The sequence below is a fragment of the Christiangramia fulva genome (genome assembly GCF_003024155.1).
GTDB lineage: Bacteria > Bacteroidota > Bacteroidia > Flavobacteriales > Flavobacteriaceae > Christiangramia > Christiangramia fulva.
Genome location: NZ_CP028136.1, coordinates 463,337 through 487,726, shown reverse-complemented (window position 1 = coordinate 487,726; position 24,390 = coordinate 463,337). Strand labels below are relative to the sequence as shown.

Below are 24,390 nucleotides of genomic sequence, written 5' to 3'. Positions count from 1 at the left end.
AAGATGAAAGTAGAATTAAAGTCCGAAATAAGCTGCCCACATTGTAATTACAGAAAGGAAGAAACAATGCCCACCACTGCCTGTCAGTTTTTTTATGAGTGTGAAAATTGTAAAGAGGTATTAAAACCTAAAGAAGGAGATTGCTGTGTATTCTGTTCCTATGGCTCAGTAGCCTGCCCACCAATACAGGACGGTTCGGGGTGCTGTTAAAAATTTGTAAAAAATCCAGTGAACACCCTTATTGCTAGAGTATCTTGTGAAAAATAACAAGAATATGATTCCAAGAGATTTAAGTAAAGACATAAAGACCCGGCTACAAAGTATAAATGGGCAAATAAGCGGACTCATAAAAATGCTTGAGAAAGATACAGATCCCGACAAGCTCCTAATTCAGTTTAAAGCTGCTCAAAAAGGATTGGATAAAGCACACTTCCTTTTATTGGACGAAACCTATAGAAAAACACGCGCTATAGATAAAGAATTAGGTAAGTTGCAATAGCCTTTCAAGGTCTTTAACATGAATTTCTTTCCTGTCATAATCTATGATTCCCTCTTTCTTTAAGGAGCTGAAAACACTTGAGACTTCCTGCCTGTTAGTAGAAGTCAGCTGGGCAATTTTGTCGTGAGTAAGGTTATTATTAATGACAAGTTTCTTACCGAATCTTTCGGCCATGGGAAGCGCCGATTCTTTAAGAAATTCTAAAATTCGTTCCCTGTTGCTTTTCAAGGAAACATCTTCAAGCCGTTTTTGTAATTTCTCTAGTCGGCTTTCAATGAGTTGGGTGAATTTTAAATTCAGCTCAGGAACCATTAGCAGAAGTTTTTTCATATTACTACTGCTCATTACGCAAAAAGTAGCTTCCTCTTCAGCAATAGCCGCATCTTTTCTGAAATTTGATGGATTTAGGAAGGATTCGCCGAAAATTTCCCCCGGTTCTAGAATGCTGACTAAAAACTCTTTTCCTTCCGGGCTACAATGAGAGATCTTTATTTTTCCCTTTTTAAGAAAGTATACGCTGTTTGCAGGACTTGACTGGAAGTATACCGTTTCATCTTTGCCAATGGTTTTCATTACCGTGTTCTTACAAATAAAGCTTCTTTGCTTATCGTTTAATTCTGAAAAAAAATTAAAAATTTTCCAGGTACCAGATTTTAGAATGCTCCTTCATGTTGTTGAATTTTTATTGGGAGGCGTTAGGTTATTTAAAGTTTAATTGAAGAAAACTTTCATTTTCTTAAAGGAATGGTAAAAAAACTAATTTAGATACATCTAGCAGAAATTCTTCAAAAAATAAAACTTTAAAGTTTTTATAAAACCTTTGAAAGGTCAAAAAAATGACATTAAAAGTTTACAGGTATTCGGACTTTTAAATATCAGAGAGATCAAGAAATAAAAATTAAAATTATGGAAACATTTAATTATAAGGAATCTTCAAATTCTAAATTTTTAGAAGTAGCAGGTTTTATGGTTAGTATGGGAATACCAGCGATCATTGCTGTATGGGGGATATTTGCCCTTGGTTTCGACAGCATTAACTGGGGTGCTGCAATTATTTGGGGAATAGCAGCCACAATAATTTTTACTCTTGTCACAATAATGGGAAAAAAGATGGGTATGACCCGTATGGATCTCCTGGATTTGCTTGGTAGTTTTTTTATGCCACCACATTCTAAATCTTCCCGCCAACTGGGTATGGCAATCCATTTAATGAATGGTGCCCTATTAGGTATTTCCTGGGCATATGGCACAGTTTTATTTTCTGTTGATGCTAACTGGCTTACGGGCTTGGCTTGGGGAATCATTCTTTGGATATTAGCCTTATTAATGATGTCAACCTTGAGTGCGGTTCATCCCGCCATAAAAAAAGGTCATCAGGAGGATCCTGGAATAGCGGCAACAAATTTTGGAAAAATGACACCTGTTGGAAGTCTTATAGGTCATATAATTTTTGGTGTTGTCCTGGGATTCTTGTATAGCTACATTCCCTTTTGAGACTGGAATAAGAAACAGCGCCTAATTTTTCGTAAATTAATCCTGTTTTTAAATTGTTGAAAATGAAAAGAATATTGGTGGTTAGTTTTTTGGTGTTGCTTTTTAATTCATGTGACGACCATTCTGTTGAAAAAAGATCAGAACAGAAAATTAGTAAAGAAGAAAATTTTGAATCTCCTACTTCCAGCTCGAAGAGAATTAGTGATTTTCCGGTGGATAGTCTCAATAGTTTTTGGAAAAAAGAGTTAAATGATAAAGATGGATTTTATAAAATCACTTTTCCGCGCACAGATATAAAACTTAAACTAGATGATATTCCTGTGGTCCCTGCACTTGCTTATACTTCCTGGATCGCTTATTTGCCAGTTGAAAATGGTTCTCGAATTATGGGTGATATGGTTTTGTTAGATTCCGAAATATCAAAAGTCCTTCCTTATCTTAAAAAGAATGGTATCAATATCACGGCTGTTCATAATCATTTATTACGAGAAAAACCGCGTTTAATTTATATGCATTTTGCAGGGACCGGTAATGCGATAGAACTTTCAAAGAAAATGAAAAGTGCTTTTGAGTTAACAGCAACACCATTAACAAAAAAAGAAGACAAGGACGAAGAGGTGAAAAAAGTCAGCAAAAATTTCAATTGGTCATCAGTAAAGAGTATACTGGGTGAAGGTACAGAGAATAAAGATGTTATTAAATTTACTTTCCCAAGAAAGGAAACCATCAAAATGGAACATTTAACCTTACCTAAAACTTATGGTATTGCTACTTCCATAGGCTTTCAAGGTCTTGATGAGCAAACCGCGGCCATCACTGGTGATTTTGTAATGAAAGAAAACGAAGTGAATGACGTTATTGCTACCCTTTCTAAAAATAATATTGAAATCACAGCTCTTCATAATCATATGCTACATGAGGAGCCAAGACTGTTTTATATGCATTTTTGGGCGGTAGGGGAGCCAGAACAACTTGCAAAAGGCTTGAGGGAGGCTTTAGAAAAAATGAAAGTGGTCTTAAATTAGGACTTAATTATTTTTCACCATAAGGATAAAAATACTGTTTTTCATTTTGTTTCCATTTTTCTTTTATAAAGGGAGTTGAAAGATCCCAATCTGGCCTGATTTTCCTGGAGATAGCCCGAAAATCCTGTCTTAATTCTTCCGGAGTGGGCCTGCCCCCGTACCAGGACAAAGTACAGGAGAAGTATATCTTTGATCAAAAGCTGGAATTTTTGAAAATCAGACTTACAACTCTATAACTAATCGGTTAATAACGGGTTAATTTGTCTTCTTTCTATTTACTGAATGAATAAAAAAATAGAAATGCCAGGTAGAAATAAAATTCAATATGGATGTAAGCTTTGGGCATTTCTAAATTAATTATGACGGCGTGCAGAATTTTTAATTTAGAATTTTTTTGTCACTGGTTATTCGAGGTACATTTAAATTTAACCTGGAAACGTTGAAGGACAAACGGAGGTTTAAGTTTCCTTTATTTCATTTAAAGTTATTTAATTTTAATTGCTACTTTTAAATATTAGAAAGTCAAGGTTTCTAAAAATGGTCTACAAATCGGTCAACAAATTGAGGAATTGATTTTTCATCCCTTTAAATATAGGGGTTGCGAGATGGGTTCGAATCCCTTCGCGCCCACAGAACTTAAAAAAGGCTTCCATTTCTGGAAGCCTTTTGTGTTTTATTATTCTAGAGCTCTCCTGGCAAAAAAAACCGATAGATATGACCATTATCATATAATCTGAGCCTGCAGTTGGTCATATTTGCTGATTAAAGACTAAAAGAATGCAGGCAATTTCAGCTCACAACTTTCACATTCCCGTGATGGGACTGGCGTTTTCTATAGACACACCCATTAAAGTAGGTCCCTTCGGAATTAATTCAGCAATTTCCATAATAGAAGATAATCTGCTGGAAACCATGCGGAGGTATTATCTAAAAAAGATTGAGGAACCCTATATTCCTATTGGAAAACATGAAACCAATTACCGGGTAAGGCGCATAAAGGCTTATTTAAATCTAATGCAACGCCTGGTTAATTCGGAATTTGAAAAAATTAAGAGTTCAACCTTCGAGTTAGGATCAGACCTGGTGAAGTATTTTGAAATGCTTCCGGCAAACAGCGGTCTGAAGAAAAAGTATGAATATTTCATGTCCTTAGGTGACCCGCACGAGAAGGCGGTGGTAGCGAAATCTTTGAAAGATGAAATGATTCCGGGAGCCATTGAGGTGAATATTATGACCAAAGTTGATAAGGATAATTTAGATAAGGAAGGAGCACTTATAGAAAATGGTTCAGATGCACTTACCGCTTTAAAAGCTTATGCCGAAAGCGATCTAAAAAACTCTTCTCTTATTTTTTCTGCCGGAATGAACCCCAGGCTCTATAATTATCTTGAGAATTTCACCGAATTTGATGCTGTTGATTATGGCCAATTCAATAAAAGAGTGGTCATTAAGGTTAGCGATTATCGTTCTGCTTTGATCCAGGGAAAATATCTCGCAAAAAAGGGAATTTGGGTTAGTGAATTTCGAATTGAATCGGGACTGAATTGTGGAGGACATGTTTTTGCGACGCCGGGAATTCTCATGGGAAGCATTTTAAAAGAGTTTAAAGAGAAAAAAGAAGAACTGGTTTCGAGCCTTTTCGATTTATATGCTTCTGCTGTGGCAGAGAAAGGCAAAAAAGTTTTTGACGAGCCTCATCCTATCAAAATTACCGTGCAGGGCGGAATAGGTACCGGAGCTGAAGATAAATTTTTGCATGATTATTATGAAGTCGACAGTACCGGCTGGGGAACACCATTTTTGCTTTGCCCCGAAGCAACTACGGTTGATGAAAAAACTCTTCAACTCCTGCTTAAATCAAAAGAAAATGATGTGGTACGAAGCAATGCTTCACCTTTGGGCGTTGCCTTTAATTACCTGAAAGGTACCAGTGGGGAAAAAGAAAGGCTGGACCGGATGGAAAGTGAAAAGCCAGGCAGCCCTTGTACCGAAAAATATCTGGTCTCGAATACCGAATTTTCAGATAAACCTATTTGTACAGCTTCTAAGCAATACCAGCGAAAAAAACTGAAACAATTAGAAGAGAGCCAGCTTTCTTCTGAGGAATATGAAAAGGAATATCAAAAAATAACCGGAAAGGAATGCCTCTGTGTTGGGCTCAGTAATGCTGCGCCACATTTGTATAATGTACCTTTTCTTCCGAAGCAGCAGGCGGTAACCATTTGTCCGGGGCCTAACATTGTGAATTTTTCAAAACTTCTAAGTTTGAAACAGATGGTTGATCATATCTACGGACGTGAAAATCATTTGACCCAGGGCAACAGGCCGCATATGTTTATCAAAGAACTTGAATTATATCTCGATTTTCTGAAAGAGCAGCTAATTGAAATTTCCGAACCTACGAGTCGCACAATTCGTGATTGGAAAAATTATTGCGGAAACCTTTTAACAGGAATCGCACATTACAAGGAATTAGCAATGAACGGATTGATTGAGAAAGCTGATACTTTTAAGAAAGCAATAGAAAAAGCGGAAGAGAATATTAAGCTTATACAGGTGAAATTGGAAGATCAACCACTGGTTGCTAATTAATAAAAGGATTTTGCTTTTGTTTCTAAAATTTTAAACAGGCGAAACCTTTTTTAATATATTTGCCGGGTGAATGAGTGATTAGCTCAGTTGGTTCAGAGCACTACCTTGACAGGGTAGGGGTCACTGGTTCGAATCCAGTATCACTCACGAAAATATTATACCAAACCCTACAAACGTTGAGTTTGTGGGTTTTTTTGTTTTGATATTCTTGAAATTTTATTACATTTTTTTAAGCGTTCCCTTCTTTTAAAACTCCCCTTAACTTCCTAACTTATAGTTTTAATGTATTTTCCTGAAATCGATAAAAATGGAAAATTGCTATCCCTTAAAATGATCCCGCTGGAAATGAAAAAATTCAGTCTCCACTATGCGAATTCAGAACAGGTGAAATGGCTGAAGTCGATGTTTGATAGGGAGGGGGAGAAATTTGGCACTTCGGTTAAACTGACGGAGGCTCAAAATTTAAAACTGAACTGGCAGAATTGATATTTTGGATCTTTTCAATCATATCAATGAGCCTGATAGCCTTTATCTGAAGAAATTTTAATATTTTAGGAGATCCTTGGTAATCTATGTTTATCAGGGATTTCAATTTTTTCTATTAATACAAAATAAAATGATGACAAACTTTAAAAAATGGGGCTTACTGGCTCTTTTAGGTGTTTTTCTTTCGGTTACAAATTCCTTTGCACAGGAAAGATTCGGCGGTCTCGCCCTTTATACAGTCAGAGATGCTATGGCTGATAATCCTAAAGAAACGCTGAAGAAGGTTGCTGATATGGGCTATAAATACATTGAAGCAGCAGGTTACGAAAATGGTAAGTTCTACGGAATGGAGCCAAAAGAATTCAAAAAATATCTGGATGAACTTGGTCTTATACCCTTAAGCACTCATCAGGGATCTGTTACTCTTGAAAATGCCGATAAAATGATGCAGGACGTGAAAGATGCCGGATTTGAATATTTTGTTCTTCCCGTGCCACCCATGGGATATTTCACTTATGATCAGGAAAAGCAAAGTATGGGAATGAAAGATGATGTGAAGACTCTGACCAATATTTTTAATACGCTTGGTAAAAAAGCGGAAGCAAAAGGATTAAAATTGCTTTATCATAATCATAATTTTGAATTTAAAGAAAATGAAAACGGCATTAAGGCTTATGATTATTTCCTTAAAAATACCGATCCTAAATATGTGAATTTTCAAATGGACCTTTATTGGATTACCAAAGCCGGTGAAGATCCTGTAGCTTATTTTAAAAAGTATCCGGGTAGATTTAAATTATGGCATGTTAAAGACATGGATGATCAGGGAAGATTTGCACCTGTAGGAACAGGGACTATAGATTTCAAACGCATTTTTAATAATAAGGATCTTGCGGGAATGCAGCATTATTTAGTAGAACAGGATAAAACCTTTAATCATACTCCTCTTGAAGCTGCCAAAATCAGCCACGAAAATTTAAAGGCTATTTGAACAAATAGAGGCTTTCATCGTGTTACAATAAACTAAAAAACGGCTGATTTCAGCCGTTTTTTTAGTCTCTTATTTTTTTAATGAATTGAGCAATCTTTCCAGGGCCATTCCCCTCGATCCTTTTATTAGGAAATAGCAATTTTCATAATTGGTCTCTTCAATATGTTTTTTTAAACTGGCAATATCCTTGAATTTGAAAATAAAATCACTTTGAACTTCAGTATTTCTGAAATTTTCTCCCAATAAATAGGTTTCGGAGAAATTACTGTTCTTCACATGATTCACGATGAGCTGATGTTCAGTAGCAGCTTCATCTCCCAGTTCGAACATGTCTCCTAAAATGGCAATTTTCTGTTTATTGGTTTTTAGATTCTGAAAATTTTCAAGCGCAGCGTGCATGCTGGTAGGGTTGGCATTATAAGCATCCATAATGATGGTATTGCTTCCTGCCGGAATGACTTCAGAACGGTTATTTCCGGGCTTAAAATCTTTTATTGCCTGCCTGATCTCATCAAAATTTACCTTAAAATAAAGCCCGATACTTAATGCAGCTGCAATATTCCTGGCATTATAGCTGCCGGAAAACTGGCTGGTAAAAAGGGTATTATTATAAATAATTTCAGCCTTTTCTCCTTTTTTATATTCCAGTTGAACATCAGCTTCCGGGTTTTCGCCAAAAGAAAAAGTATGCTTGTAATTAGAATGTTTTCTTTGTATCTCATCATCGATATTCAGAAAAATAAGTTTATTCCTTTCCTGAAGATGTTTGTAAAGTTCAGTTTTTCCTTTTATAACTCCTTCGATTCCTCCAAAACCTTCCAGATGGGCTTTCCCGAAATTGGTAATGAAGCCGTAATCGGGATTGGCGATGGTGCAGAGAAATTCGATCTCGAGTATATGATTAGCACCCATTTCTACAATACCGAATTCTGTCTCTTCATCCATCGTGAGCAGGGTAAGGGGGACGCCAATATGATTATTGTAGTTTCCGCTGGTCGCAATAGTTCTGTATTTTTTTGAAAGTACCGCGTTAATAAGTTCTTTGGTGGTTGTCTTTCCGTTGCTGCCTGTGATCGCAAGAATAGGGATCTTAAGGTAATTACGGTGGAAAATGGCCAATTTCTGAAGTGCTTCCAGGGAATTTTTTACTAGAATATATTCCTCTGAATCTTTAGCGTATTCTTTCTCATCGACTACCACATATTTCGCGCCTTTACGAAGCGCTTCTTCAGCAAAGACATTTCCGTTGAAGTTATCGCCTTTAAGTGCGAAAAAAATGCTGTTTTCTCGAATTTTCCGGGTATCGGTATCAACTCCACTGCAAAGGAGGAAACGTTGATGTAATCTGGCTGTTTTCATAAAACTAAAACTATAAAAAAAGCCCTAAACAAGTTAGGGCTTTAAGTTAATTTTAGGTAACTGCTAGGGTTACTTAGTCGTTCTGGCAGTTTTATTTTTATTTAAAGATTTAGATCCAACCCGGGACATAGCGTTTCTGAAACCTATATAATCGGTAGCCATATCCTGAGGGAAGAAACGTCTTTGTGCGGGATCCAGCCAATAGGCTCTGTCTCTCCAGCTGCCTCCTTTGTAAACTCGTACCTCGTCACTGATTAGTGTAGTTCTTCTTTCTTTGTCGTAGCCTCTTTCTTCTAATGTAGGAGTGGCCGAACTGTCGCTGAATTTAAAGTTATCATAGGTCGGGGAATTGTACATTCTTTTAGAGGGATCATCTATATCCTGAAAAGGCTGATAATATCTGCTTGAACTTTTATCTCCATCACGAAAATCTCTCTGATCACTTTCAGTATAGTTGGTTCTCATGTAGGTATCTTCCTTGGTAACCGGCACCTGGGCGATCTCTCCCGGAAGGTTTTTTGCGACAAGTTTCCCATTGCTGAGCGTGTCATACACAATATCTTCAGTACCCACGACTTTTACCGTTCCATCTTCATTAATGGCATGTTTGGTATAGACATTTCCTCGGTAATAGTTAAAGTCGTTGAATTCATCATCAACGATAGGTCGGTAAACATCGGCAACCCATTCTGCTACGTTCCCTGCCATATCATAAAGACCAAAATCATTGGGTTCATAAGATTTTACTTCGGCAGTTATATCTGCACCATCGTCGCTCCATCCGGCAATTCCGCCGTAATCACCATCTCCCTGTTTAAAATTAGCAAGCTGGTCACCCATTCTTTTCGCTTCACCACTACGGGTGTATTGGCCATCCCATGGATATTTTTTTCTTCCGCGATAAATGTTATAATTTCTTATTCCAACAAGTCCGAGAGCCGCATATTCCCATTCTGCTTCTGTTGGAAGACGATACTCCGGATAAAGGAGACCGCTTTCCCTCCCGGGATATACCTCTTTTACGGGATTTCCATTTTCGTCGGTATTCTCCATACGGTCCTGAACTTTCTTCCCGTCAAGTAATTCGGTATTGCCTCCATATACCTTAGTTGGAGAGGCGATATAAGTATCGGTATTAAAAGTAGCCGACTGATCTTCTGAATTATACCTCGCGTTTTCGGCAAGGAATCCTTCTTTTTCTAATCGGGCTTCATTTACACGATCTGTTCTCCATTTGCTAAATTCCACCGCCTGTATCCAGCTAACTCCCACGACAGGATATTCAGCATAGGCAGGATGGCGAAGGTAATTGGTAACCATGGTTTCATTGTAACCAAGCCTGTTCCTCCAAACCAGGGTATCTGGCAGTGCTCCGGTATATATATTTTTGTAATTTTCCTGAGAAGGCGGAAAAACACTTTTTAACCAGTCTAAATATTCAAGATACATCTTATTGGTTACCTCGGTTTCGTCCATATAAAAGGACTGAACATGTTGTTGAGTAGGAGTGTTGTTCCAATCATGCATGGGATCGTCCTGTACACGTCCCATAGTATAAGTTCCCCCCTCTACAAAAACCAGCCCGGGGGCAGCATCCTGTTCTTTATAGTCGGTATTGTATTGAAAACCTCCGTCTTTTGAATTAATATCCCATCCCGTGGCACGCGAGGTATTCTTATAATTGTTTTTGTTACAGCTTACTAAGCTAACGCCACAAACAACAGCAATAATGGCTTTTAAAGCTATTTTCGATTTCATAGTCTTTCTCCTTTATGATAGAAATTTAGGCCCTGCAATATACTAATTAACGCCAAATGTACAAGTTTATTTTATTTATTATAAAACTGCTCAATTTAGCATAACTCTCTGATATACCATACACTAAACGGCATTGCAGATGGTTTATTGTGAGTGTTTTAGGAAGGGTTTGGAAGAAATTCACTTTATAAAGCTTAAGCTTGAAATTATTGCTTAAAGTGCAAAGGCTGCTTTTGTGTTATATGAAGCAATAAATTAAAATTTTTGCAGTTATACTATTTAACCAAGTTTATTTCAACCAGAATTTACGTATTTTATCATAGTTTAGGGAAGTTTTTTGAAGCCTCAGTTCTTTCTTAACAGGAATATTACTATATATTTGTTTATCATTAACTACTATAATGAAAAAAATTACATATTTAATTACTGGAGTAATTCTTCTTGGAAATTATTCTCTTATTGCTCAGGAAAAAGGAGATCGGGTAATAACAACCTCAGTTCCTTTCCTAAAGATCGCGGCTGATGCAAGGTCTGCCGGGATGGGTGAACTTGGTGTGGCATCATCTCCAGATGTGTATTCTCAGCAGTGGAATCCTGCAAAATATGCTTTCTTTAATTATGAAAATGGAGCGGGTGTCACCTATACCCCGTATTTAAGCAGGATCGTTAATGATATTTTTCTTGGAGGCGTAACTTATGTTCAGAAGCTAAATGAAAGAAGTGCTTTTGCAGGCAGTCTTCGTTATTTTAGCCTTGGTTCGATTGAGCGAAGAGATACTTTCGAGCAGGACGCACTTTTGGTAAACCCGAATTCATTCACCTTAGACCTTTCTTATTCATTAAAACTTAGTGAAGATTTTTCTATGGCAGTGGCCGGACGTTATCTTCGATCTGATTTGGACCTGGGAGGAAATGAAAATATCGCGGGCTCAACTTTTGGCGTTGACATCGCAGGATATTATGAGAGTCCGCAAATGACCTATAGTAGTTTTGATGGAGTCTGGAGGCTCGGCGCCAATATTTCTAATATTGGGCCTAAAATAAAATTTGATAATGCCGGTCAGGAAAATTTCATTCCAACCAACCTGGGTATTGGTGCAGGATTTGACTTTATTTTTGATCCCCAAAATAAACTGGCTACTTATCTTGAATTCAATAAATTGCTCGTGCCAACTCCTAAAGATTTCAACGGAGATGGCAAAATTAATGGAGAAGATACCCAGCAATATAATGAAATAGGCTCGATAGAAGGAATTTTTAAGTCTTTCGGCGATGCACCTGATGGCTTTTCTGAAGAACTTAAGGAAGTTACATGGGCTCTTGGAGCCGAATACTGGTATCAAAACAAATTTGCACTTCGGGCAGGATATTTTAATGAAAGTGAGGAAAAGGGATTTAGAAAATTTTTCTCCGTAGGGGCCGGTTTTGCTTATGAATCGGTGGTTATTGATATGTCCTATTTATTTTCTACATCTTCTGTCCCCAGCCCTCTGGAAGGAACCTTGCGATTTGGCTTAAGTTTTAATTTTGGAAACAGCTATACCAATTAATCTCTAAATATTAAAATTGCTGCGGGTGGTTTGCTTGAGAGAGCTTTTCTCTTATCTTGTATTCCCAATTTTTTTTGGCTGATAAAGGCAAAGTTTTCAGGCGAATTGTCCCTGAATGGTCCTGAAGTAAATAACTATCACACATGAAATCATTAACTATAACCTCACACCTGGAGGTTTACGATTCTTTGGAAGAGCTTCCTGGTAACTTGCAGCAATTAATGCAACAGGCAATTAAAGTTCGCGATACGGCCTATGCTCCCTATTCTCAGTTTAAAGTAGGTGCCGCACTGTTGCTCGATAATGATGAAGTGATTTTGGGAAGTAACCAGGAAAATGCTTCTTATCCTTCAGGTTTGTGTGCCGAGCGCACCGCGGTTTACGCGGCAGGAGCAAAATATCCTGAGGCCGAAATAAAAGCGATTGCGATTTCTGCTAAATCCATGAAGCATCAGGTAATTTCCCCGGTGCCTCCATGCGGTGCCTGCAGGCAGGCTCTTATTGAATATGAAGTGAAGCAGGAAAAGCCTATCGGGATCTTTTTTATGGGTGAAAGCGGGAAAGTGGTGAAAGCCAATTCTATTAAAGACCTGCTCCCGTTAGTCTTCGATAATTCCAGTCTATAAGGTTTTCGTGATTTTTTGCAGTAAAACTGTTTTCGTTTCTTACTGAAAATAGTATTTTTGTTATCCGCTTGGCAAAACCAATCTGTCTGGCCTTAAAATAAAGTAGATTAGATGAAGAAAGTAACAAAAGCCACGTATCTTAAGTGGTATGAGGATATGCTGTTTTGGCGCAAATTTGAAGATAAATTAGCCCAGGTTTACATTCAGCAAAAAGTAAGAGGTTTTTTACATTTATATAACGGCCAGGAAGCTATTTTGGCTGGTGCGATGCATGCGATGGATCTTGAAAAGGACCGCATGATCACTGCATATAGAAACCATGTTCAGCCAATTGGCCTCGGAGTGGATCCAAAAAGGGTAATGGCCGAGCTCTTCGGAAAAAAAACCGGTACTTCTATGGGACTTGGTGGTTCCATGCATATTTTCTCTAAAGAACATCGTTTCTATGGCGGCCACGGAATTGTAGGAGGTCAGATCCCTTTGGGGGCAGGAATTGCCTTTGCCGATAAATATTTCAAAAGAGATTCTGTGACACTTACCTTTTTGGGTGACGGGGCTGCAAGACAGGGATCACTTCATGAAACCCTTAATATGGCCGTAAAATGGGACCTGCCAGTTGTTTTCTGTGTAGAGAATAACGGGTATGCAATGGGAACTTCTGTGGCGCGAACTGCAAAAGGTACCGATATCTGGAAACTCGGGAATGGCTATGAGATGCCTTGTGGGCCGGTAGATGCGATGAATCCTGTAAAGGTTGCCGAAGCTTTTGACGAAGCGATTACCCGTGCAAGAAAAGGAAACGGTCCAACCTTTCTTGAATTGAAAACCTATCGCTATCGGGGTCATTCCATGAGTGATGCTCAAAAGTACAGAACAAAAGAAGAGGTTGCGGAATATCAGAAATTAGATCCTATCACTCAGGTTCTTGATGTGATCAGGGAGAAAAAATATGCATCTGATAAAGAGATCAAAGAAATTGAAAAGCGCGTCAAGGAAAAAGTTGCTGAATGTGAGAAATTTGCCGATGAGTCAGATTTCCCGGATAAAAACGTGATGTATGACGTGGTTTACCAACAGGAAGATTATCCTTTCCTGGCACATAAATTAGATTAAAATTATGGCAGAAGTTATCAAGATGCCGCGATTGAGCGACACCATGGAAGAGGGTGTGGTTGCGAAGTGGCTTAAGAAAAAAGGAGATAAAGTTGAAGAAGGCGACATCCTGGCCGAGATCGAAACCGATAAGGCTACGATGGAATTTGAATCCTTTTATGAAGGTACGCTGCTCCATATAGGTGTAGAAGAAGGGGAAGGAGCTCCGGTAGATGCACTTCTCGCTATCATCGGCGAAGAAGGTGAAGATATAAGTGATTTGCTTGCCGGAGGCGGAGAATCTTCTGAAGAAAAAACACAGGCTACTCAGGTTAAAGAAAAAGAATCTGAAGAATCTGTCGAAAAAGAAGATGATTCTGAAGAAGGGGAAATTCCGGAAGGTGTTGAAATAATCAATATGCCTCGCCTTAGTGATACCATGGAAGAAGGAACCGTCGCTTCCTGGCTTAAAAAAGAAGGCGATAAAGTGGAAGAGGGAGATATCCTGGCCGAGATTGAAACCGATAAGGCCACCATGGAATTCGAATCTTTCTATTCCGGAACACTTCTGAAAATTGGAGTTCAGGAAGGGGAATCTGCCAAAGTGGACAGCCTTCTTGCAATTATTGGCCCTGAAGGAACCGATGTTTCAAAAATTATGGCTTCCGGTGGTGCCAAAAAAGCAAAAAAATCTACTGCAGAACCTAAAGCCGAAGAACCTTCTCAGGCTCCTGCTGAAACTGAAACAACAAAAACCGAATCGGCTGCCAAAGACGGCGGACGAATTTTCGCTTCGCCACTTGCCAAAAAGATGGCCGAAGATCGTGGCATAAGCCTTTCTGAAGTGAAAGGTTCGGGTGAAAATGGGCGGATTGTTAAGAAAGATATTGAGAATTTCAAAGCTGCTCCAAAACAGGAAACTGCTGCCGCAACTCAGGAAACTGCTGCAAAACAAACTACGGCTGCGGTACAGCCTTATGTTCCTGCCGGGGAAGAAAGCTACGAAGAGATCAAGAATTCTCAAATGCGCAAGACCATTGCAAAACGTTTGGGAGAATCAAAATTCACTGCACCGCATTACTATCTCACTATCGAAGTGAATATGGAAAATGCCATGGCATCCAGAAAACATATCAATGAAATGCCTGACGTGAAAGTGTCTTTCAATGATATGGTGATCAAAGCTTCGGCTATGGCTCTTAGAAAGCATCCGCAGGTAAACAGCCAGTGGACCGGGGAAAGTATGAAATATGCCAAACATATCCATATGGGTGTGGCGGTAGCTGTTGAAGAAGGACTTGTGGTTCCTGTTTTGAAATTTGCCGACCAGATGTCCCTTACTCAAATAGGGAACAATGTGAAAGACCTTGCCGGAAAGGCGAGAAACAAAAAGATACAACCTTCAGAGATGGAAGGAAGTACGTTTACCGTTTCTAACCTGGGAATGTTTGGGATTGTGGAATTCACCAGCATCATAAATCAGCCAAACTCGGCGATTCTTTCAGTCGGGACTATCGTTGAAAAACCTGTAGTGAAGAATGGTGAGATCGTTGTTGGTCATACCATGAAGCTAACGCTGGCCTGCGACCACAGAACCGTTGATGGAGCCACCGGTGCCGCATTCCTTGCGACTCTGAAAACTTATATGGAAAATCCTGTGACCATGCTGGCTTAATCAGGAGTTTTAATAAAAAATCGAATCCCGCTTACTCGCGGGATTTTTTTATCTTTAGGCTTATGCGAAAAAATATATTTCAACTTCCGTTTATACTTCTTATCGGTGTTTTTATAAATTTTTCCTGTATTTCTCAGGAAACAAATTCAGAATCTTACCAGGTTTCAAAAGACGAAGTGCTCGCTAATTTAACCTACCTCGCTTCAGATGAATTAAGGGGAAGAAAAACCGGTTCAGAAGATATCAATACCGCTGCCGCTTATATTGAAGGAAAATTCAAAAGCTATGCTATAAAGCCATTTTTTGAAACCTATCGTGACAGTTTTCAGGTTGGAGATCTTTACGGTTATAATCTGGTTGCTGTTTTGCCGGGGAAAGATGAAGAATTGAAAGATCAGTACATCCTCGTGGGGGCTCATTACGATCATATTGGGAAAGCTAATCCCGACGCTGATGATGTTATTGCTAACGGTGCGAATGATAATGCTTCCGGAACGGTTTCAGTTCTTGAAATCGCAAAAGAATTTGCGAAAAACAGCGATAATAAAAGGAGTATTATTTTTGCTCTTTTTTCGGGGGAAGAACTTGGGCTAAAAGGATCTTCTCATCTCGCCCAGAAACTTAAGGAAAAGGGAATAGACCTTTACACCATGTTCAATATCGAAATGGTTGGTGTGCCAATGAAAAATAAATCTTATGAGGTTTATGTCACGGGATATGATAAATCTAATCTTGCCCAGAAATTCAACGATTATACTTGGAAAGAAGTACTCGGATTTTTGCCCCAGGCCTCAGAATACAATTTATTCAGAAGGAGTGATAATTACCCTTTCTATAGTAATTTTAAAATCCCGGCCCAGACTATCTCTTCTTTTGATTTTACCAATTATCCTTATTATCATCATGTAAATGACGAAGTTGAGTATCTTGATCCTGAATTTATGGCTGATTTGATAGAAGATATCCTACCGGGACTGCATAAAATGGCCAGGACAGATAACAAAGAGATAAAATTAACAATAGAGCAATGAAAAATGTTGTGATTACCGGAACCAGTCGCGGAATGGGTTTCGAAATGGTAAGCCTTTTTGCTGAATTGGGGCATAATGTGCTGGCACTTTCGCGAAATGAGAAGCCTGTACAGGATCTAAAAATCGAAAATGTTACCGCTTTTTCTTTTGATATTACCAGTACTGCCAGCATGGCTGAAGTCTTTGAGCATGTTGAAAAACATTGGGAACGGGTGGACATACTCATTAATAATGCCGGAGACCTTGTCAATAAGAGCTTTGAAACCACTTCAACTGAAGATTTCCGAAATATTTATGAAGTCAATGTTTTTGGAGTTGCCGAGATCACCAGGCGATTGCTCCCGTACATGGATCGTGATTCACACGTGGTCAATATCAGCAGTATGGGCGGCATCCAGGGAAGTATGAAATTTCCAGGCCTTGCAGCATATAGTTCAAGTAAAGCTGCAGTTCTGACCCTTACGGAATTGCTTGCGGAAGAATATAAGCAAAACGGCCCCTCTTTTAATGCTCTGGCCCTGGGAGCAGTCCAGACTGAAATGCTTAATGAAGCATTCCCAGGATATCAGGCCCCGGTTTCAGCGGTTGAAATGGCAGAATATATCGTGGGTTTCAGCCTGAAAGGAAACAGATTTTATAATGGTAAAATAATGCAGGTTTCAAACAGTACTCCGTAAATGAAAGAAATTCTGGGAAAATATCTTCCGGCAAATGCTGTTCATCCGGTATCAGAATTAATTAAAATGAGCTCGGTTCATCTCAAGATCGTGAATGAACGGGTGACAAGGCATGGCGATTATAAACGTTTGCATGACGGTTCTCAGCAAATAACCATAAATGCAAATTTGAATAAATATCGTTTTTTGATTACAACTATTCATGAGCTGGCGCATTTAATAGCTTTCGAAAAATACGGCAGGAGAATAAAACCGCATGGGGTAGAATGGAAACATTGTTTTCGCAGTTTGATGTTGCCTTTTATAAGGCCGGAGATATTTCCTAATGAGTTACTTCCGCTTATTGCGAACCATTTTAGGAATCCGCGTGCCAGCAGTGATACCGACGCAAAGCTTTCGGTAGCCTTAAAAAAATATGATGAGCAGAATGGTAAAAACTATATTTTTGAAATTCCTTCCGGAAGCATTTTCCGAATATATAATGGAAAAACTTTCCGCAAAGGAGCCCGCAGAATTAAGAGATATGAATGTACGGAGGTAGACACCGGAAGGATCTACCTTTTTCAACCTAATGCTGAAGTACAACTGTTAAAAGCCTGAGCTATGACCGGAACGAATAAAGATAATTATTATGCCATTTTAATGGCTGGAGGTATAGGCTCCAGGTTCTGGCCATCGAGCAAGGCCTCTAATCCAAAGCAGTTTTTGGACATTCTGGGTGTGGGAGAGACGCTTTTTCAAACAACCTATAACAGGCTCTCAGGTCTTATTCCGCACGAGAATATTTATATTCTTACCAATGAAAAATATGTAGATAAAGTGAAGGAGCAATTGCCTTCTGTCAAAGATGAGCAAATTGTTCCCGAACCCGAGATGCGAAATACAGCTCCGAGTATTCTGCTGGGGGCCATGAAGATCCACAAAAAGAATGAAAATGCTCTGATGATAGTCGCTCCCAGCGATCATTGGATCGATAATGAAGATGAATTCATCGCGTCTGTACAAAAAGGATTTGATTTTGCCGAGCAGAACGAAGGTCTGGTAACTTTAGGCGTGGAACCTGCTTTTCCTAATACGGGATATGGATATATAAAATACGATAAAGAAGGTGAGGACGAGCTGAGAAAGGTACGGGCATTTACTGAAAAACCAAGCCTAAAAAAGGCTGCTGAATTTATTAAAGCCGGAAACTATTCCTGGAATGCAGGAATTTTTATTTGGAGTTCTTCCTATATTATTGAAAGCTTTAAAACGCTTATGCCGGGAATGTTTCAGCTTTTTGAAAAAGGAACTGAATCTTTGAATACTGCTGATGAAAAAGAATTTCTGCAGAAGAATTACAAGCTTGCCGATACTATTTCTATAGATTATGCTATTCTTGAGAAATCGGAGAAAGTATTTGTGATTCCGGTTCATTTTAAATGGAGCGACCTGGGCACCTGGTCGGCAATTCAAAAGGAATTACCTTTAGATGAAAACGGAAATACTGCAATTAATGCCAGAGTTGTGGCACAGGATTCAAAAGATAATATTATTTCTTCCTCCAGTAAAAAAGTGGTTGCTTTACGTAAAATTTCTGAAATGATTATCATTGAAGATGATGAAATTCTTATGATCATTCCAAAATCAGAAGAGCAGGAAATCAAAAAACTTCGAGAAGAGGTAATGGAAAAATTTGGTAAGGATCTCGGTTAAATTAGCTTCTAATCATCATTGTTTTGAGCCGCACGTACCTGCTGAAAGAGGTCTGAAGAATATACAAAATCTGTCACTGCTTCATCATCGGTTTTGAAGATCTCGTCTTTGGTACCTTTCCATGCCAACACACCATCTTTAAGAAAGGCTATTCGTTCCCCAATCTCAAGTACCGAATTCATATCATGAGTGATCAGTACCGTGGTGATGTCGTTCTCATGAGTAAGTTCCTGGATAAGGTTATCGATCACCGTGGCCGTTTTCGGGTCGAGTCCTGAATTGGGCTCATCGCAGAAAAGATACTTTGGCTTATTCACGAGGGCCCTGGCAATGGCCACCCGCTTTTGCATTCCACCGCTGATCTCTGAAGGCATTTTATGATCGTTACCTGTAAGGTTCACCCGCTCAAGAACTTCATGCACTCGTTTCAGCATTTCCTTCCTTCTTTGATTGGTAAACATTTTCAGCGGAAACATGACATTTTCTTCCACGGTCATTGAATCGAATAAAGCTCCTCCCTGGAAAAGCATTCCTATTTCGGTTCGAAGTTCCCTTTGTTCTTCTTCAGAAAATGTGGTATAGGGTTTTCCATCATATTCAATGGTACCCTTATCGGGCTTAAAAAGTCCGAGCATGCATTTTAGAAAGACACTTTTTCCTGAACCGGACTCCCCGATAATGAGGTTCGTTTTTCCGCGTTCAAAAACATAGTCGATTCCTTTAAGCACATCCTGCCCGCCAAAAGATTTATATAAATTTTTAACTTCGATCATGATCAGCTTAATAGTAATTGGGTGACTATATAGTTGGTGACAATTAAGATAACACTCGTCCAGACAAACGAGGTAGTGGCAGCCTCTCCTACTTCAAGAGCTCCGCCTTTCATAAAATAGCCATGATAAGCGGGAACGGTAGCCAAAATGAATGAAAATAAAAAAGTTTTTATAAAGGCGTAGGTAAGATGAAACGGTATAAAATCATCCTGTAGGCCTGTTACAAATTGATCTGAAGTGACAAAACCTCCAAAAACAGCTGCGCAATAAGCTCCGAGAATACCTAAAAACATCGAAATTGCGATCACAAACGGATAGGTGAGCATTGCGATGATTTTAGGGAAAATGAGATAATTCTGGCTGTTAATACCCATTACTTCCAGAGCGTCGATCTGTTCAGTTACCCTCATAGATCCAATGCTCGAGGTGATATAAGATCCAACTTTCCCGGCCATAATTATAGAAATAAATGTAGGGGAAAACTCGAGGATCACCGATTGTCTTGCAGCATAAGCTACCAGCGATTTAGGGATCAGCGGATTGTTTAAGTTAAGCGCGGTTTGAATGGCTACTACGGCACCAATAAAGAATGATAAAAATGCAACGATTCCCAATGAACCCATGATAAGATCATTGATTTCCTTTAGGATGAGATTCCTTAGAACGGAGCCTTTGGTCATTCGGCCAAAAACTCCTTTGAGCATTAAAAAATATTCACCAATCGAGTGCAGATAGGTCATTCAATAAATTTTGAAAAGCTAAAATACTAAAATTTCACGCGAAAGTATTTAAGGCTGAATTAAAGTTTAGCGTCACAAGTTTAGTATTTTTGAACATAATAAAAATCTTTTTTGATGAAACGTTACTTAATAGCACTTTTTCTACTCGTTAATTTTTTTTCAGTAAAGGCCCAAATTCCCGATACCAGACCTAAACTTGTGGTCGGCATTGTTGTTGACCAGATGAGGTATGATTATCTCTCCAGGTTCTGGAACCAGTATGGAGAAGAGGGATTTAAAAGATTGGTGAATGATGGTTTTAATTTTAAAAACAATCATTTTAACTATGTGCCTACTGCTACCGGCCCGGGCCACGCCTCGGTTTTTTCAGGAACCACGCCAATGAATCACGGGATCATCAGCAATAACTGGTATGATAAGTTTTCCAAGGAATTCATTTATTGCGTAAGTGATGGATCGGTCAGCCCTGTAGGAACTACCAGCGATGCAGGAGAAATGTCCCCGCATCGTATGAAAAGTTCGACTTTTGCAGATGAAAACCGATTATATACCGAAATGAGGGGGAAGACCATTGGGGTTTCTCTTAAAGATCGGGCCTCCATTTTGCCCGCCGGACATTCTGCCAATGCAGCTTACTGGTTTAACGGCCGCGAAGAAGCTAATTGGATAAGCAGTTCTTATTATTTAAAGGAATTACCACAATGGGTAAAGGATTTCAATAATTCAGGAAAGGCAAAATCGTATTTGAAGACCTGGAATACTTTAAAAGATATTTCTGTTTATACTGAAAGCGGAAGCGACGAAAACAACTTTGAAGGTGGTTTCCGCGGAAAGGAAAAAGCGGTATTTCCTTATGATCTTAAAAAACTGGCTCCTGAAAATGGACAATTTGATATTCTTAAATCTACTCCTTACGGGAATGACCTCACCGAAGAATTCGCTGAAGCAGCCGTGAAAGGTGAGCAACTTGGGCAGGATGATATCACTGATGTGCTTACCTTAAGTTTTTCAAGCACCGATTATGTGGGCCATAATTTCGGAGTTAATTCCAAGGAAATTGAGGATACTTATCTAAGGCTGGATCTCACGCTCGCGAAATTCTTAAAATTTCTCGATAAGCAGGTGGGACCGGGAAATTACACCCTTTTCTTAACCGCAGATCACGGAGCCATAGATGTTCCTTCTTACCTTCAGTCACAACGCGTTCCTTCAGGTTATTTTGAGGAGACAAAAAACAATATGAACCTGGATGAATTTGTAAAAAAGGAATTTGACAGTGACAGCCTGATCGCGAATATTTCTAATTCCCAGGTATTTCTTAATTATGATGAAATCGCGAAAAAAGGCCTCGAATTATCTGATGTAGAAGAGAAAATAGCACATTATTTGTTGCAACAGGATCATATCTATAAAGTTTTTACGCGGGAAGAACTTACTGCCGGCTCTTTCACAAAAGGAGTGGGAGCGTTAATTCAGAATGGTTTTAATCAAAAACGAAGTGGTGATGTGGTTTTTGTTTTAGATCCTTCTTATGTTGTTTATTCTCCAACCGGTTCTACGCATGGAAGCGCGTTTAATTATGATACTCATGTGCCTTTGATCTTCTACGGAAAAGGGATCAGAAAGGGCTCGACAGTTAAAATGAGCTTCATTCCTGATATCGCGCCAACCATCTCAAGCCTGTTGGGTATTCCTTTCCCTAGTGCCGCTACCGGAAAGCCATTACTGGAAGTACTTGAAAAATAAGCTTAGACCAGTTTCTTTTTAATATTGGCCCAGCGCAGTTTTCTTATAAAACGACCTTCTTCTACCGAAACCAGAAAAGGTCGTTTTTTACTTTTAGCCCTGAAATAACCGGTGATATAATGCAAAAATGCAAATGGGTTCATTTTCATTACGGCTAATTTGCCCGAGGCAATGACTGTTAGCAAAAGTCCGTAGCGTAAACGATAAAATGCCTCGCCCTGTTTATGGCCGGAATGTTCAAAATAATTCATTCCGGTTGGACGCAAATGCTGCACCAAAAGTTTTTCATCGGTTACTACTTTCCAGTCATGAAATCTTGCAAGAAGTTCATCAGCAGTGTCCCAGCCCATGGCGGGTTTCAATTTACCTATTTGAATAAAGCAATGCTTCCGGTAGGCTTTTAAAGCGCCTCGAATATGATCTTTCCCCGTTAAGTTCTCGGGAATCCATTTGTTATTGTGTTTCACACTACAAAAGCCTCCTGCCATTCCTACTTTTGGATCTTCCTGAAAAATTTGTACAATTTTTTCCAGATAATTCTTCGGAAAGATAAGGTCGGCATCGAATTTACAGATCACGTCAAAATTTTCGTCAAGCTGATAGTAGCCTTTGTAAAAGGCATTGATCACTTTACTTCCTGGGGCATGTTCGGCTGATGATTCATTTTTTACCAGCTCAATAAAATCAAATTTCCTGCTGAACTCTTCGACTATTTCAGCGGTGTTATCGGTAGAATGATCATCAACCACTACTAATCTGGTTGGTAAAAGAGTCTGTGAAACAAGTGACTGAAGGCATTGTGCAATAAAATTTCCCTCGTTATGCGCCGGAATGACAATATAGACCTTCAAGAAAATGCTTTTTAAATGTGAAGCTAAGATATGATTTTAGAAAAATTATTTGCGCTCTGCGTAAACGGCGTAATATCGGGGAGTGATCTTTCTTAGTAGTGGACGAACTCCAATTTTATTTACCGGATTTGTCCATTTTAAGGTTTTTTTTATTTCCCAGCCGCTTTTTTCCAGCAACCAGTCGAACTGCCAATCTTCAAATTCGTGATAATGCCGATCCCATTTATCGGTTTTACTTCTGTAAGCAGGCGAAAACCATAATTTTAAGGGAACGCTGGCTACCAGCTTAGGTGCTTTTATCTCTTTCAGAATATTATAAGGAGCGATTAAATGTTCGAATATCTCAAAGGCTGTTACTGCTTCAAATTCTCCATTCTGGACTGATGTAAAATCTTCGTCCAGGTCTTCTCCGGAAGTGTTCGTGACGCTGTAACCATTTTCCGACATAATTTTGGAAAAGGGATTTTTCACTCCCAAATCCAGGATCTTAGCCGGTGGTTTCACCGAATCCTGAAGGAATTCAAGTGTTTTTTGAAAGCGCTTTTCCGGAAAGGTGTTTTCGTACATTTTATACCTGGTAGGTAATGGCATTAATATTCATTCCGGCACCCACGCTGGCAAACATCACAACGTCTCCTTTATTCAACTTCTGGTTTTTAATTCCGCCTTTTCGAACGAGGTCAAAAAGAGTTGGAACCGTCGCCACACTGCTGTTGCCAAGTTCATGAATAGTCATGGGCATAACATCTTCAGGGGCTTTGGTCTGGTGAAGTTTGTAGAACCTGTCTATAATTGCCTGGTCCATCTTTTCATTCGCCTGATGAATAAAGATTTTTTTAAGGTCGTTAATAGATTTTCCGCTATTATCAAGACAGCTTTTCATGGCTTTAGGAACGTGCATCAAGGCAAATTCATAAATTTTCCGGCCATGCATTTTTATATACCGTACATCTTCCGAAGCTTCCGAACGGTTTGATTTTCCAAAATAAATATATTCCGCTTCCTGAAAAGAATGTGTAGCCGATTCATGGGCAAGGATCCCGCCTTTTTCTTCGGTGGCTTCCAGGATCGCTGCCCCGGCCCCATCTGAAAAAATCATCGAATCCCTATCATGTTTATCGATCACTCTCGATAAAGCTTCAGCGCCAATTACCATACATTTTTTTGCCATGCCCGCTTTGATAAACGCCTGGGCATGTATCATACCTTCGATCCATCCTGGGCACCCGAAAAGCACATCATAACAAACACATCGGGAATTTTTAATCCTTAAATGAGATTTAACCCGGGTCGCCAGGCTGGGCACCGTATCGCTCTGAACAGAGCCGGTTTTAACATCTCCGTAATTATGAGCCACAATGATATAATCAAGGGTTTCGGGATCTAATTTTGCATCCTCAATAGCTTTTTGAGCTGCAAGAACAGCAATATCTGATGTGTTCAGGTTTTCACTTAAATACCTTCTTTCCTCAATTCCTGTAATGGCCTTGAATTTCCTGATGGTAGTTTCGTTATCATGAGGGAAATTAGTGCCATCAGTGTTGTAGAATTCATGTTTGTCAAAGTCAGCGTTTTTAGTGATAATATTTGGTATGTAACTACCGGTTCCGGTGATTTTGCAATTCATCTGACTTTCATTATTGTTAGTTATACAATTTAATTAAATCATGTTAAATATAACTTAAAATTCGCTATTTTTCATAGGAAAAAAACCTGTTTTTCAACAGGCC

At 39.1% G+C, this 24,390-nt stretch carries 24 protein-coding genes and 1 tRNA gene; 17 read left to right on the top strand and 8 right to left on the bottom strand.

Features of this window, described 5'->3' with window-relative positions:
• Positions 1-3: 3 nt before the first annotated feature.
• Positions 4-210, top strand: coding sequence for a GDCCVxC domain-containing (seleno)protein (locus tag C7S20_RS19700; RefSeq protein ID WP_107010982.1), 207 nt, complete (start codon positions 4-6; stop codon positions 208-210).
• Between the two features lie 64 nt (positions 211-274).
• Entirely contained in the window at positions 275-499 is a 225-nt protein-coding gene (locus C7S20_RS02395; protein WP_227009082.1) for a metal-sensitive transcriptional regulator, read from the top strand.
• On the opposite strand, the gene C7S20_RS02390 is transcribed toward C7S20_RS02395, so the two are convergent.
• Positions 482-1,072 carry a Crp/Fnr family transcriptional regulator gene (locus C7S20_RS02390; RefSeq protein ID WP_227009081.1) on the bottom strand — a complete coding sequence of 197 codons (591 nt, stop codon included), beginning with the start codon at positions 1,070-1,072 and terminating at the stop codon, positions 482-484. The two genes, C7S20_RS02395 and C7S20_RS02390, sit on opposite strands and share 18 nt — an antisense overlap.
• A 333-nt stretch (positions 1,073-1,405) precedes the next feature.
• Here C7S20_RS02390 and C7S20_RS02385 point away from each other — a divergent pair, with 333 nt between their 5' ends.
• From C7S20_RS02385 to C7S20_RS02360, 6 genes are all read left to right on the top strand, one after another.
• Positions 1,406-1,993 carry a DUF6789 family protein gene (locus C7S20_RS02385; protein WP_159039852.1) on the top strand — a complete coding sequence of 196 codons (588 nt, stop codon included), beginning with the start codon at positions 1,406-1,408 and terminating at the stop codon, positions 1,991-1,993.
• Positions 1,994-2,055: 62 nt separating this feature from the next.
• On the top strand, positions 2,056-3,018 hold the full coding sequence (locus tag C7S20_RS02380) for a DUF1259 domain-containing protein (RefSeq protein WP_107010980.1): 963 nt from the start codon (positions 2,056-2,058) through the stop codon (positions 3,016-3,018).
• Between the two features lie 777 nt (positions 3,019-3,795).
• A complete protein-coding gene (locus tag C7S20_RS02375) occupies positions 3,796-5,610 on the top strand; it encodes a hypothetical protein (RefSeq protein WP_107010979.1) in 1,815 nt (604 codons plus the stop codon).
• Positions 5,611-5,682: 72 nt separating this feature from the next.
• Positions 5,683-5,757: transfer RNA gene (locus C7S20_RS02370), tRNA-Val, on the top strand.
• Positions 5,758-5,892: 135 nt separating this feature from the next.
• Entirely contained in the window at positions 5,893-6,096 is a 204-nt protein-coding gene (locus C7S20_RS02365; protein WP_107010978.1) for a hypothetical protein, read from the top strand.
• A 130-nt stretch (positions 6,097-6,226) separates the two neighbouring features.
• Positions 6,227-7,087 (top strand): sugar phosphate isomerase/epimerase family protein, encoded by an 861-nt coding sequence (locus tag C7S20_RS02360; RefSeq protein ID WP_227009080.1) that lies wholly within the window; start codon positions 6,227-6,229, stop codon positions 7,085-7,087.
• A gap of 69 nt (positions 7,088-7,156) precedes the next feature.
• On the opposite strand, the gene C7S20_RS02355 is transcribed toward C7S20_RS02360, so the two are convergent.
• Both C7S20_RS02355 and gldJ read right to left on the bottom strand, forming a co-directional pair.
• The gene (locus C7S20_RS02355) at positions 7,157-8,446 is read right to left on the bottom strand and encodes a UDP-N-acetylmuramoyl-tripeptide--D-alanyl-D-alanine ligase (RefSeq protein WP_107010976.1); all 1,290 of its coding nucleotides are present in this window, start codon (positions 8,444-8,446) and stop codon (positions 7,157-7,159) included.
• 69 nt (positions 8,447-8,515) lie between these two features.
• On the bottom strand, positions 8,516-10,204 hold the full coding sequence (gene gldJ, locus C7S20_RS02350; RefSeq protein ID WP_107010975.1) for a gliding motility lipoprotein GldJ: 1,689 nt from the start codon (positions 10,202-10,204) through the stop codon (positions 8,516-8,518).
• A 401-nt stretch (positions 10,205-10,605) separates the two neighbouring features.
• Between gldJ and porV the strand changes: the two genes are divergently transcribed.
• From porV to C7S20_RS02310, 8 genes are all read left to right on the top strand, one after another.
• Entirely contained in the window at positions 10,606-11,754 is a 1,149-nt protein-coding gene (porV, locus tag C7S20_RS02345; RefSeq protein ID WP_107010974.1) for a type IX secretion system outer membrane channel protein PorV, read from the top strand.
• 143 nt (positions 11,755-11,897) lie between these two features.
• Positions 11,898-12,380, top strand: a complete 483-nt coding sequence (gene cdd, locus C7S20_RS02340; protein WP_107010973.1) for a cytidine deaminase — start codon at positions 11,898-11,900, stop codon at positions 12,378-12,380.
• A 111-nt stretch (positions 12,381-12,491) separates the two neighbouring features.
• Positions 12,492-13,493 (top strand): pyruvate dehydrogenase (acetyl-transferring) E1 component subunit alpha, encoded by a 1,002-nt coding sequence (gene pdhA, locus C7S20_RS02335; RefSeq protein WP_107010972.1) that lies wholly within the window; start codon positions 12,492-12,494, stop codon positions 13,491-13,493.
• Positions 13,494-13,497: 4 nt separating this feature from the next.
• The gene (locus C7S20_RS02330) at positions 13,498-15,147 is read left to right on the top strand and encodes a pyruvate dehydrogenase complex dihydrolipoamide acetyltransferase (protein ID WP_107010971.1); all 1,650 of its coding nucleotides are present in this window, start codon (positions 13,498-13,500) and stop codon (positions 15,145-15,147) included.
• A gap of 62 nt (positions 15,148-15,209) precedes the next feature.
• Positions 15,210-16,178, top strand: coding sequence for a M28 family metallopeptidase (locus C7S20_RS02325; protein WP_107010970.1), 969 nt, complete (start codon positions 15,210-15,212; stop codon positions 16,176-16,178).
• The gene (locus tag C7S20_RS02320) at positions 16,175-16,855 is read left to right on the top strand and encodes an SDR family NAD(P)-dependent oxidoreductase (RefSeq protein WP_107010969.1); all 681 of its coding nucleotides are present in this window, start codon (positions 16,175-16,177) and stop codon (positions 16,853-16,855) included. Before C7S20_RS02325 ends, C7S20_RS02320 begins: the two co-directional genes overlap by 4 nt.
• Positions 16,856-17,455 (top strand): SprT-like domain-containing protein, encoded by a 600-nt coding sequence (locus tag C7S20_RS02315; protein WP_107010968.1) that lies wholly within the window; start codon positions 16,856-16,858, stop codon positions 17,453-17,455. It abuts the gene before it with no gap.
• Positions 17,456-17,458: 3 nt separating this feature from the next.
• Positions 17,459-18,550: a mannose-1-phosphate guanylyltransferase gene (locus tag C7S20_RS02310; RefSeq protein ID WP_107010967.1), complete on the top strand. Its 1,092-nt coding sequence runs from the start codon at positions 17,459-17,461 to the stop codon at positions 18,548-18,550.
• 8 nt (positions 18,551-18,558) lie between these two features.
• On the opposite strand, the gene C7S20_RS02305 is transcribed toward C7S20_RS02310, so the two are convergent.
• A complete protein-coding gene (locus tag C7S20_RS02305; protein WP_107010966.1) occupies positions 18,559-19,323 on the bottom strand; it encodes an ABC transporter ATP-binding protein in 765 nt (254 codons plus the stop codon).
• A gap of 2 nt (positions 19,324-19,325) precedes the next feature.
• The gene (locus C7S20_RS02300) at positions 19,326-20,063 is read right to left on the bottom strand and encodes an MlaE family ABC transporter permease (protein ID WP_107010965.1); all 738 of its coding nucleotides are present in this window, start codon (positions 20,061-20,063) and stop codon (positions 19,326-19,328) included.
• A gap of 114 nt (positions 20,064-20,177) precedes the next feature.
• On the opposite strand from C7S20_RS02300, the gene pafA reads away from it, so the two are divergent.
• Entirely contained in the window at positions 20,178-21,809 is a 1,632-nt protein-coding gene (pafA, locus tag C7S20_RS02295) for an alkaline phosphatase PafA (RefSeq protein WP_107010964.1), read from the top strand.
• A gap of 2 nt (positions 21,810-21,811) precedes the next feature.
• Here the strand turns inward: pafA and C7S20_RS02290 are convergent, their stop codons facing one another.
• The 3 genes from C7S20_RS02290 to C7S20_RS02280 are packed head-to-tail and all read right to left on the bottom strand — an operon-like array spanning position 21,812 to position 24,287.
• Positions 21,812-22,660: a glycosyltransferase family 2 protein gene (locus C7S20_RS02290; protein ID WP_107010963.1), complete on the bottom strand. Its 849-nt coding sequence runs from the start codon at positions 22,658-22,660 to the stop codon at positions 21,812-21,814.
• Between the two features lie 45 nt (positions 22,661-22,705).
• Positions 22,706-23,227: a class I SAM-dependent methyltransferase gene (locus C7S20_RS02285; protein WP_107010962.1), complete on the bottom strand. Its 522-nt coding sequence runs from the start codon at positions 23,225-23,227 to the stop codon at positions 22,706-22,708.
• Position 23,228: 1 nt separating this feature from the next.
• A complete protein-coding gene (locus tag C7S20_RS02280; RefSeq protein ID WP_107010961.1) occupies positions 23,229-24,287 on the bottom strand; it encodes a 3-oxoacyl-ACP synthase III family protein in 1,059 nt (352 codons plus the stop codon).
• Positions 24,288-24,390: the final 103 nt, after the last annotated feature.

Coding starts and splice junctions, on each gene's coding strand:
- C7S20_RS19700 (WP_107010982.1), top strand. CDS start 4: ATGAAAGTAGAATTAAAGTCCGAAATAAGCTGCCCACATTGTAATTAC.
- C7S20_RS02395 (WP_227009082.1), top strand. CDS start 275: ATGATTCCAAGAGATTTAAGTAAAGACATAAAGACCCGGCTACAAAGT.
- C7S20_RS02390 (WP_227009081.1), bottom strand. CDS start 1,072: ATGAAAACCATTGGCAAAGATGAAACGGTATACTTCCAGTCAAGTCCT.
- C7S20_RS02385 (WP_159039852.1), top strand. CDS start 1,406: ATGGAAACATTTAATTATAAGGAATCTTCAAATTCTAAATTTTTAGAA.
- C7S20_RS02380 (WP_107010980.1), top strand. CDS start 2,056: ATGAAAAGAATATTGGTGGTTAGTTTTTTGGTGTTGCTTTTTAATTCA.
- C7S20_RS02375 (WP_107010979.1), top strand. CDS start 3,796: ATGCAGGCAATTTCAGCTCACAACTTTCACATTCCCGTGATGGGACTG.
- C7S20_RS02365 (WP_107010978.1), top strand. CDS start 5,893: ATGTATTTTCCTGAAATCGATAAAAATGGAAAATTGCTATCCCTTAAA.
- C7S20_RS02360 (WP_227009080.1), top strand. CDS start 6,227: ATGATGACAAACTTTAAAAAATGGGGCTTACTGGCTCTTTTAGGTGTT.
- C7S20_RS02355 (WP_107010976.1), bottom strand. CDS start 8,446: ATGAAAACAGCCAGATTACATCAACGTTTCCTCCTTTGCAGTGGAGTT.
- gldJ (WP_107010975.1), bottom strand. CDS start 10,204: ATGAAATCGAAAATAGCTTTAAAAGCCATTATTGCTGTTGTTTGTGGC.
- porV (WP_107010974.1), top strand. CDS start 10,606: ATGAAAAAAATTACATATTTAATTACTGGAGTAATTCTTCTTGGAAAT.
- cdd (WP_107010973.1), top strand. CDS start 11,898: ATGAAATCATTAACTATAACCTCACACCTGGAGGTTTACGATTCTTTG.
- pdhA (WP_107010972.1), top strand. CDS start 12,492: ATGAAGAAAGTAACAAAAGCCACGTATCTTAAGTGGTATGAGGATATG.
- C7S20_RS02330 (WP_107010971.1), top strand. CDS start 13,498: ATGGCAGAAGTTATCAAGATGCCGCGATTGAGCGACACCATGGAAGAG.
- C7S20_RS02325 (WP_107010970.1), top strand. CDS start 15,210: ATGCGAAAAAATATATTTCAACTTCCGTTTATACTTCTTATCGGTGTT.
- C7S20_RS02320 (WP_107010969.1), top strand. CDS start 16,175: ATGAAAAATGTTGTGATTACCGGAACCAGTCGCGGAATGGGTTTCGAA.
- C7S20_RS02315 (WP_107010968.1), top strand. CDS start 16,856: ATGAAAGAAATTCTGGGAAAATATCTTCCGGCAAATGCTGTTCATCCG.
- C7S20_RS02310 (WP_107010967.1), top strand. CDS start 17,459: ATGACCGGAACGAATAAAGATAATTATTATGCCATTTTAATGGCTGGA.
- C7S20_RS02305 (WP_107010966.1), bottom strand. CDS start 19,323: ATGATCGAAGTTAAAAATTTATATAAATCTTTTGGCGGGCAGGATGTG.
- C7S20_RS02300 (WP_107010965.1), bottom strand. CDS start 20,063: ATGACCTATCTGCACTCGATTGGTGAATATTTTTTAATGCTCAAAGGA.
- pafA (WP_107010964.1), top strand. CDS start 20,178: ATGAAACGTTACTTAATAGCACTTTTTCTACTCGTTAATTTTTTTTCA.
- C7S20_RS02285 (WP_107010962.1), bottom strand. CDS start 23,227: ATGTACGAAAACACCTTTCCGGAAAAGCGCTTTCAAAAAACACTTGAA.
- C7S20_RS02280 (WP_107010961.1), bottom strand. CDS start 24,287: ATGAATTGCAAAATCACCGGAACCGGTAGTTACATACCAAATATTATC.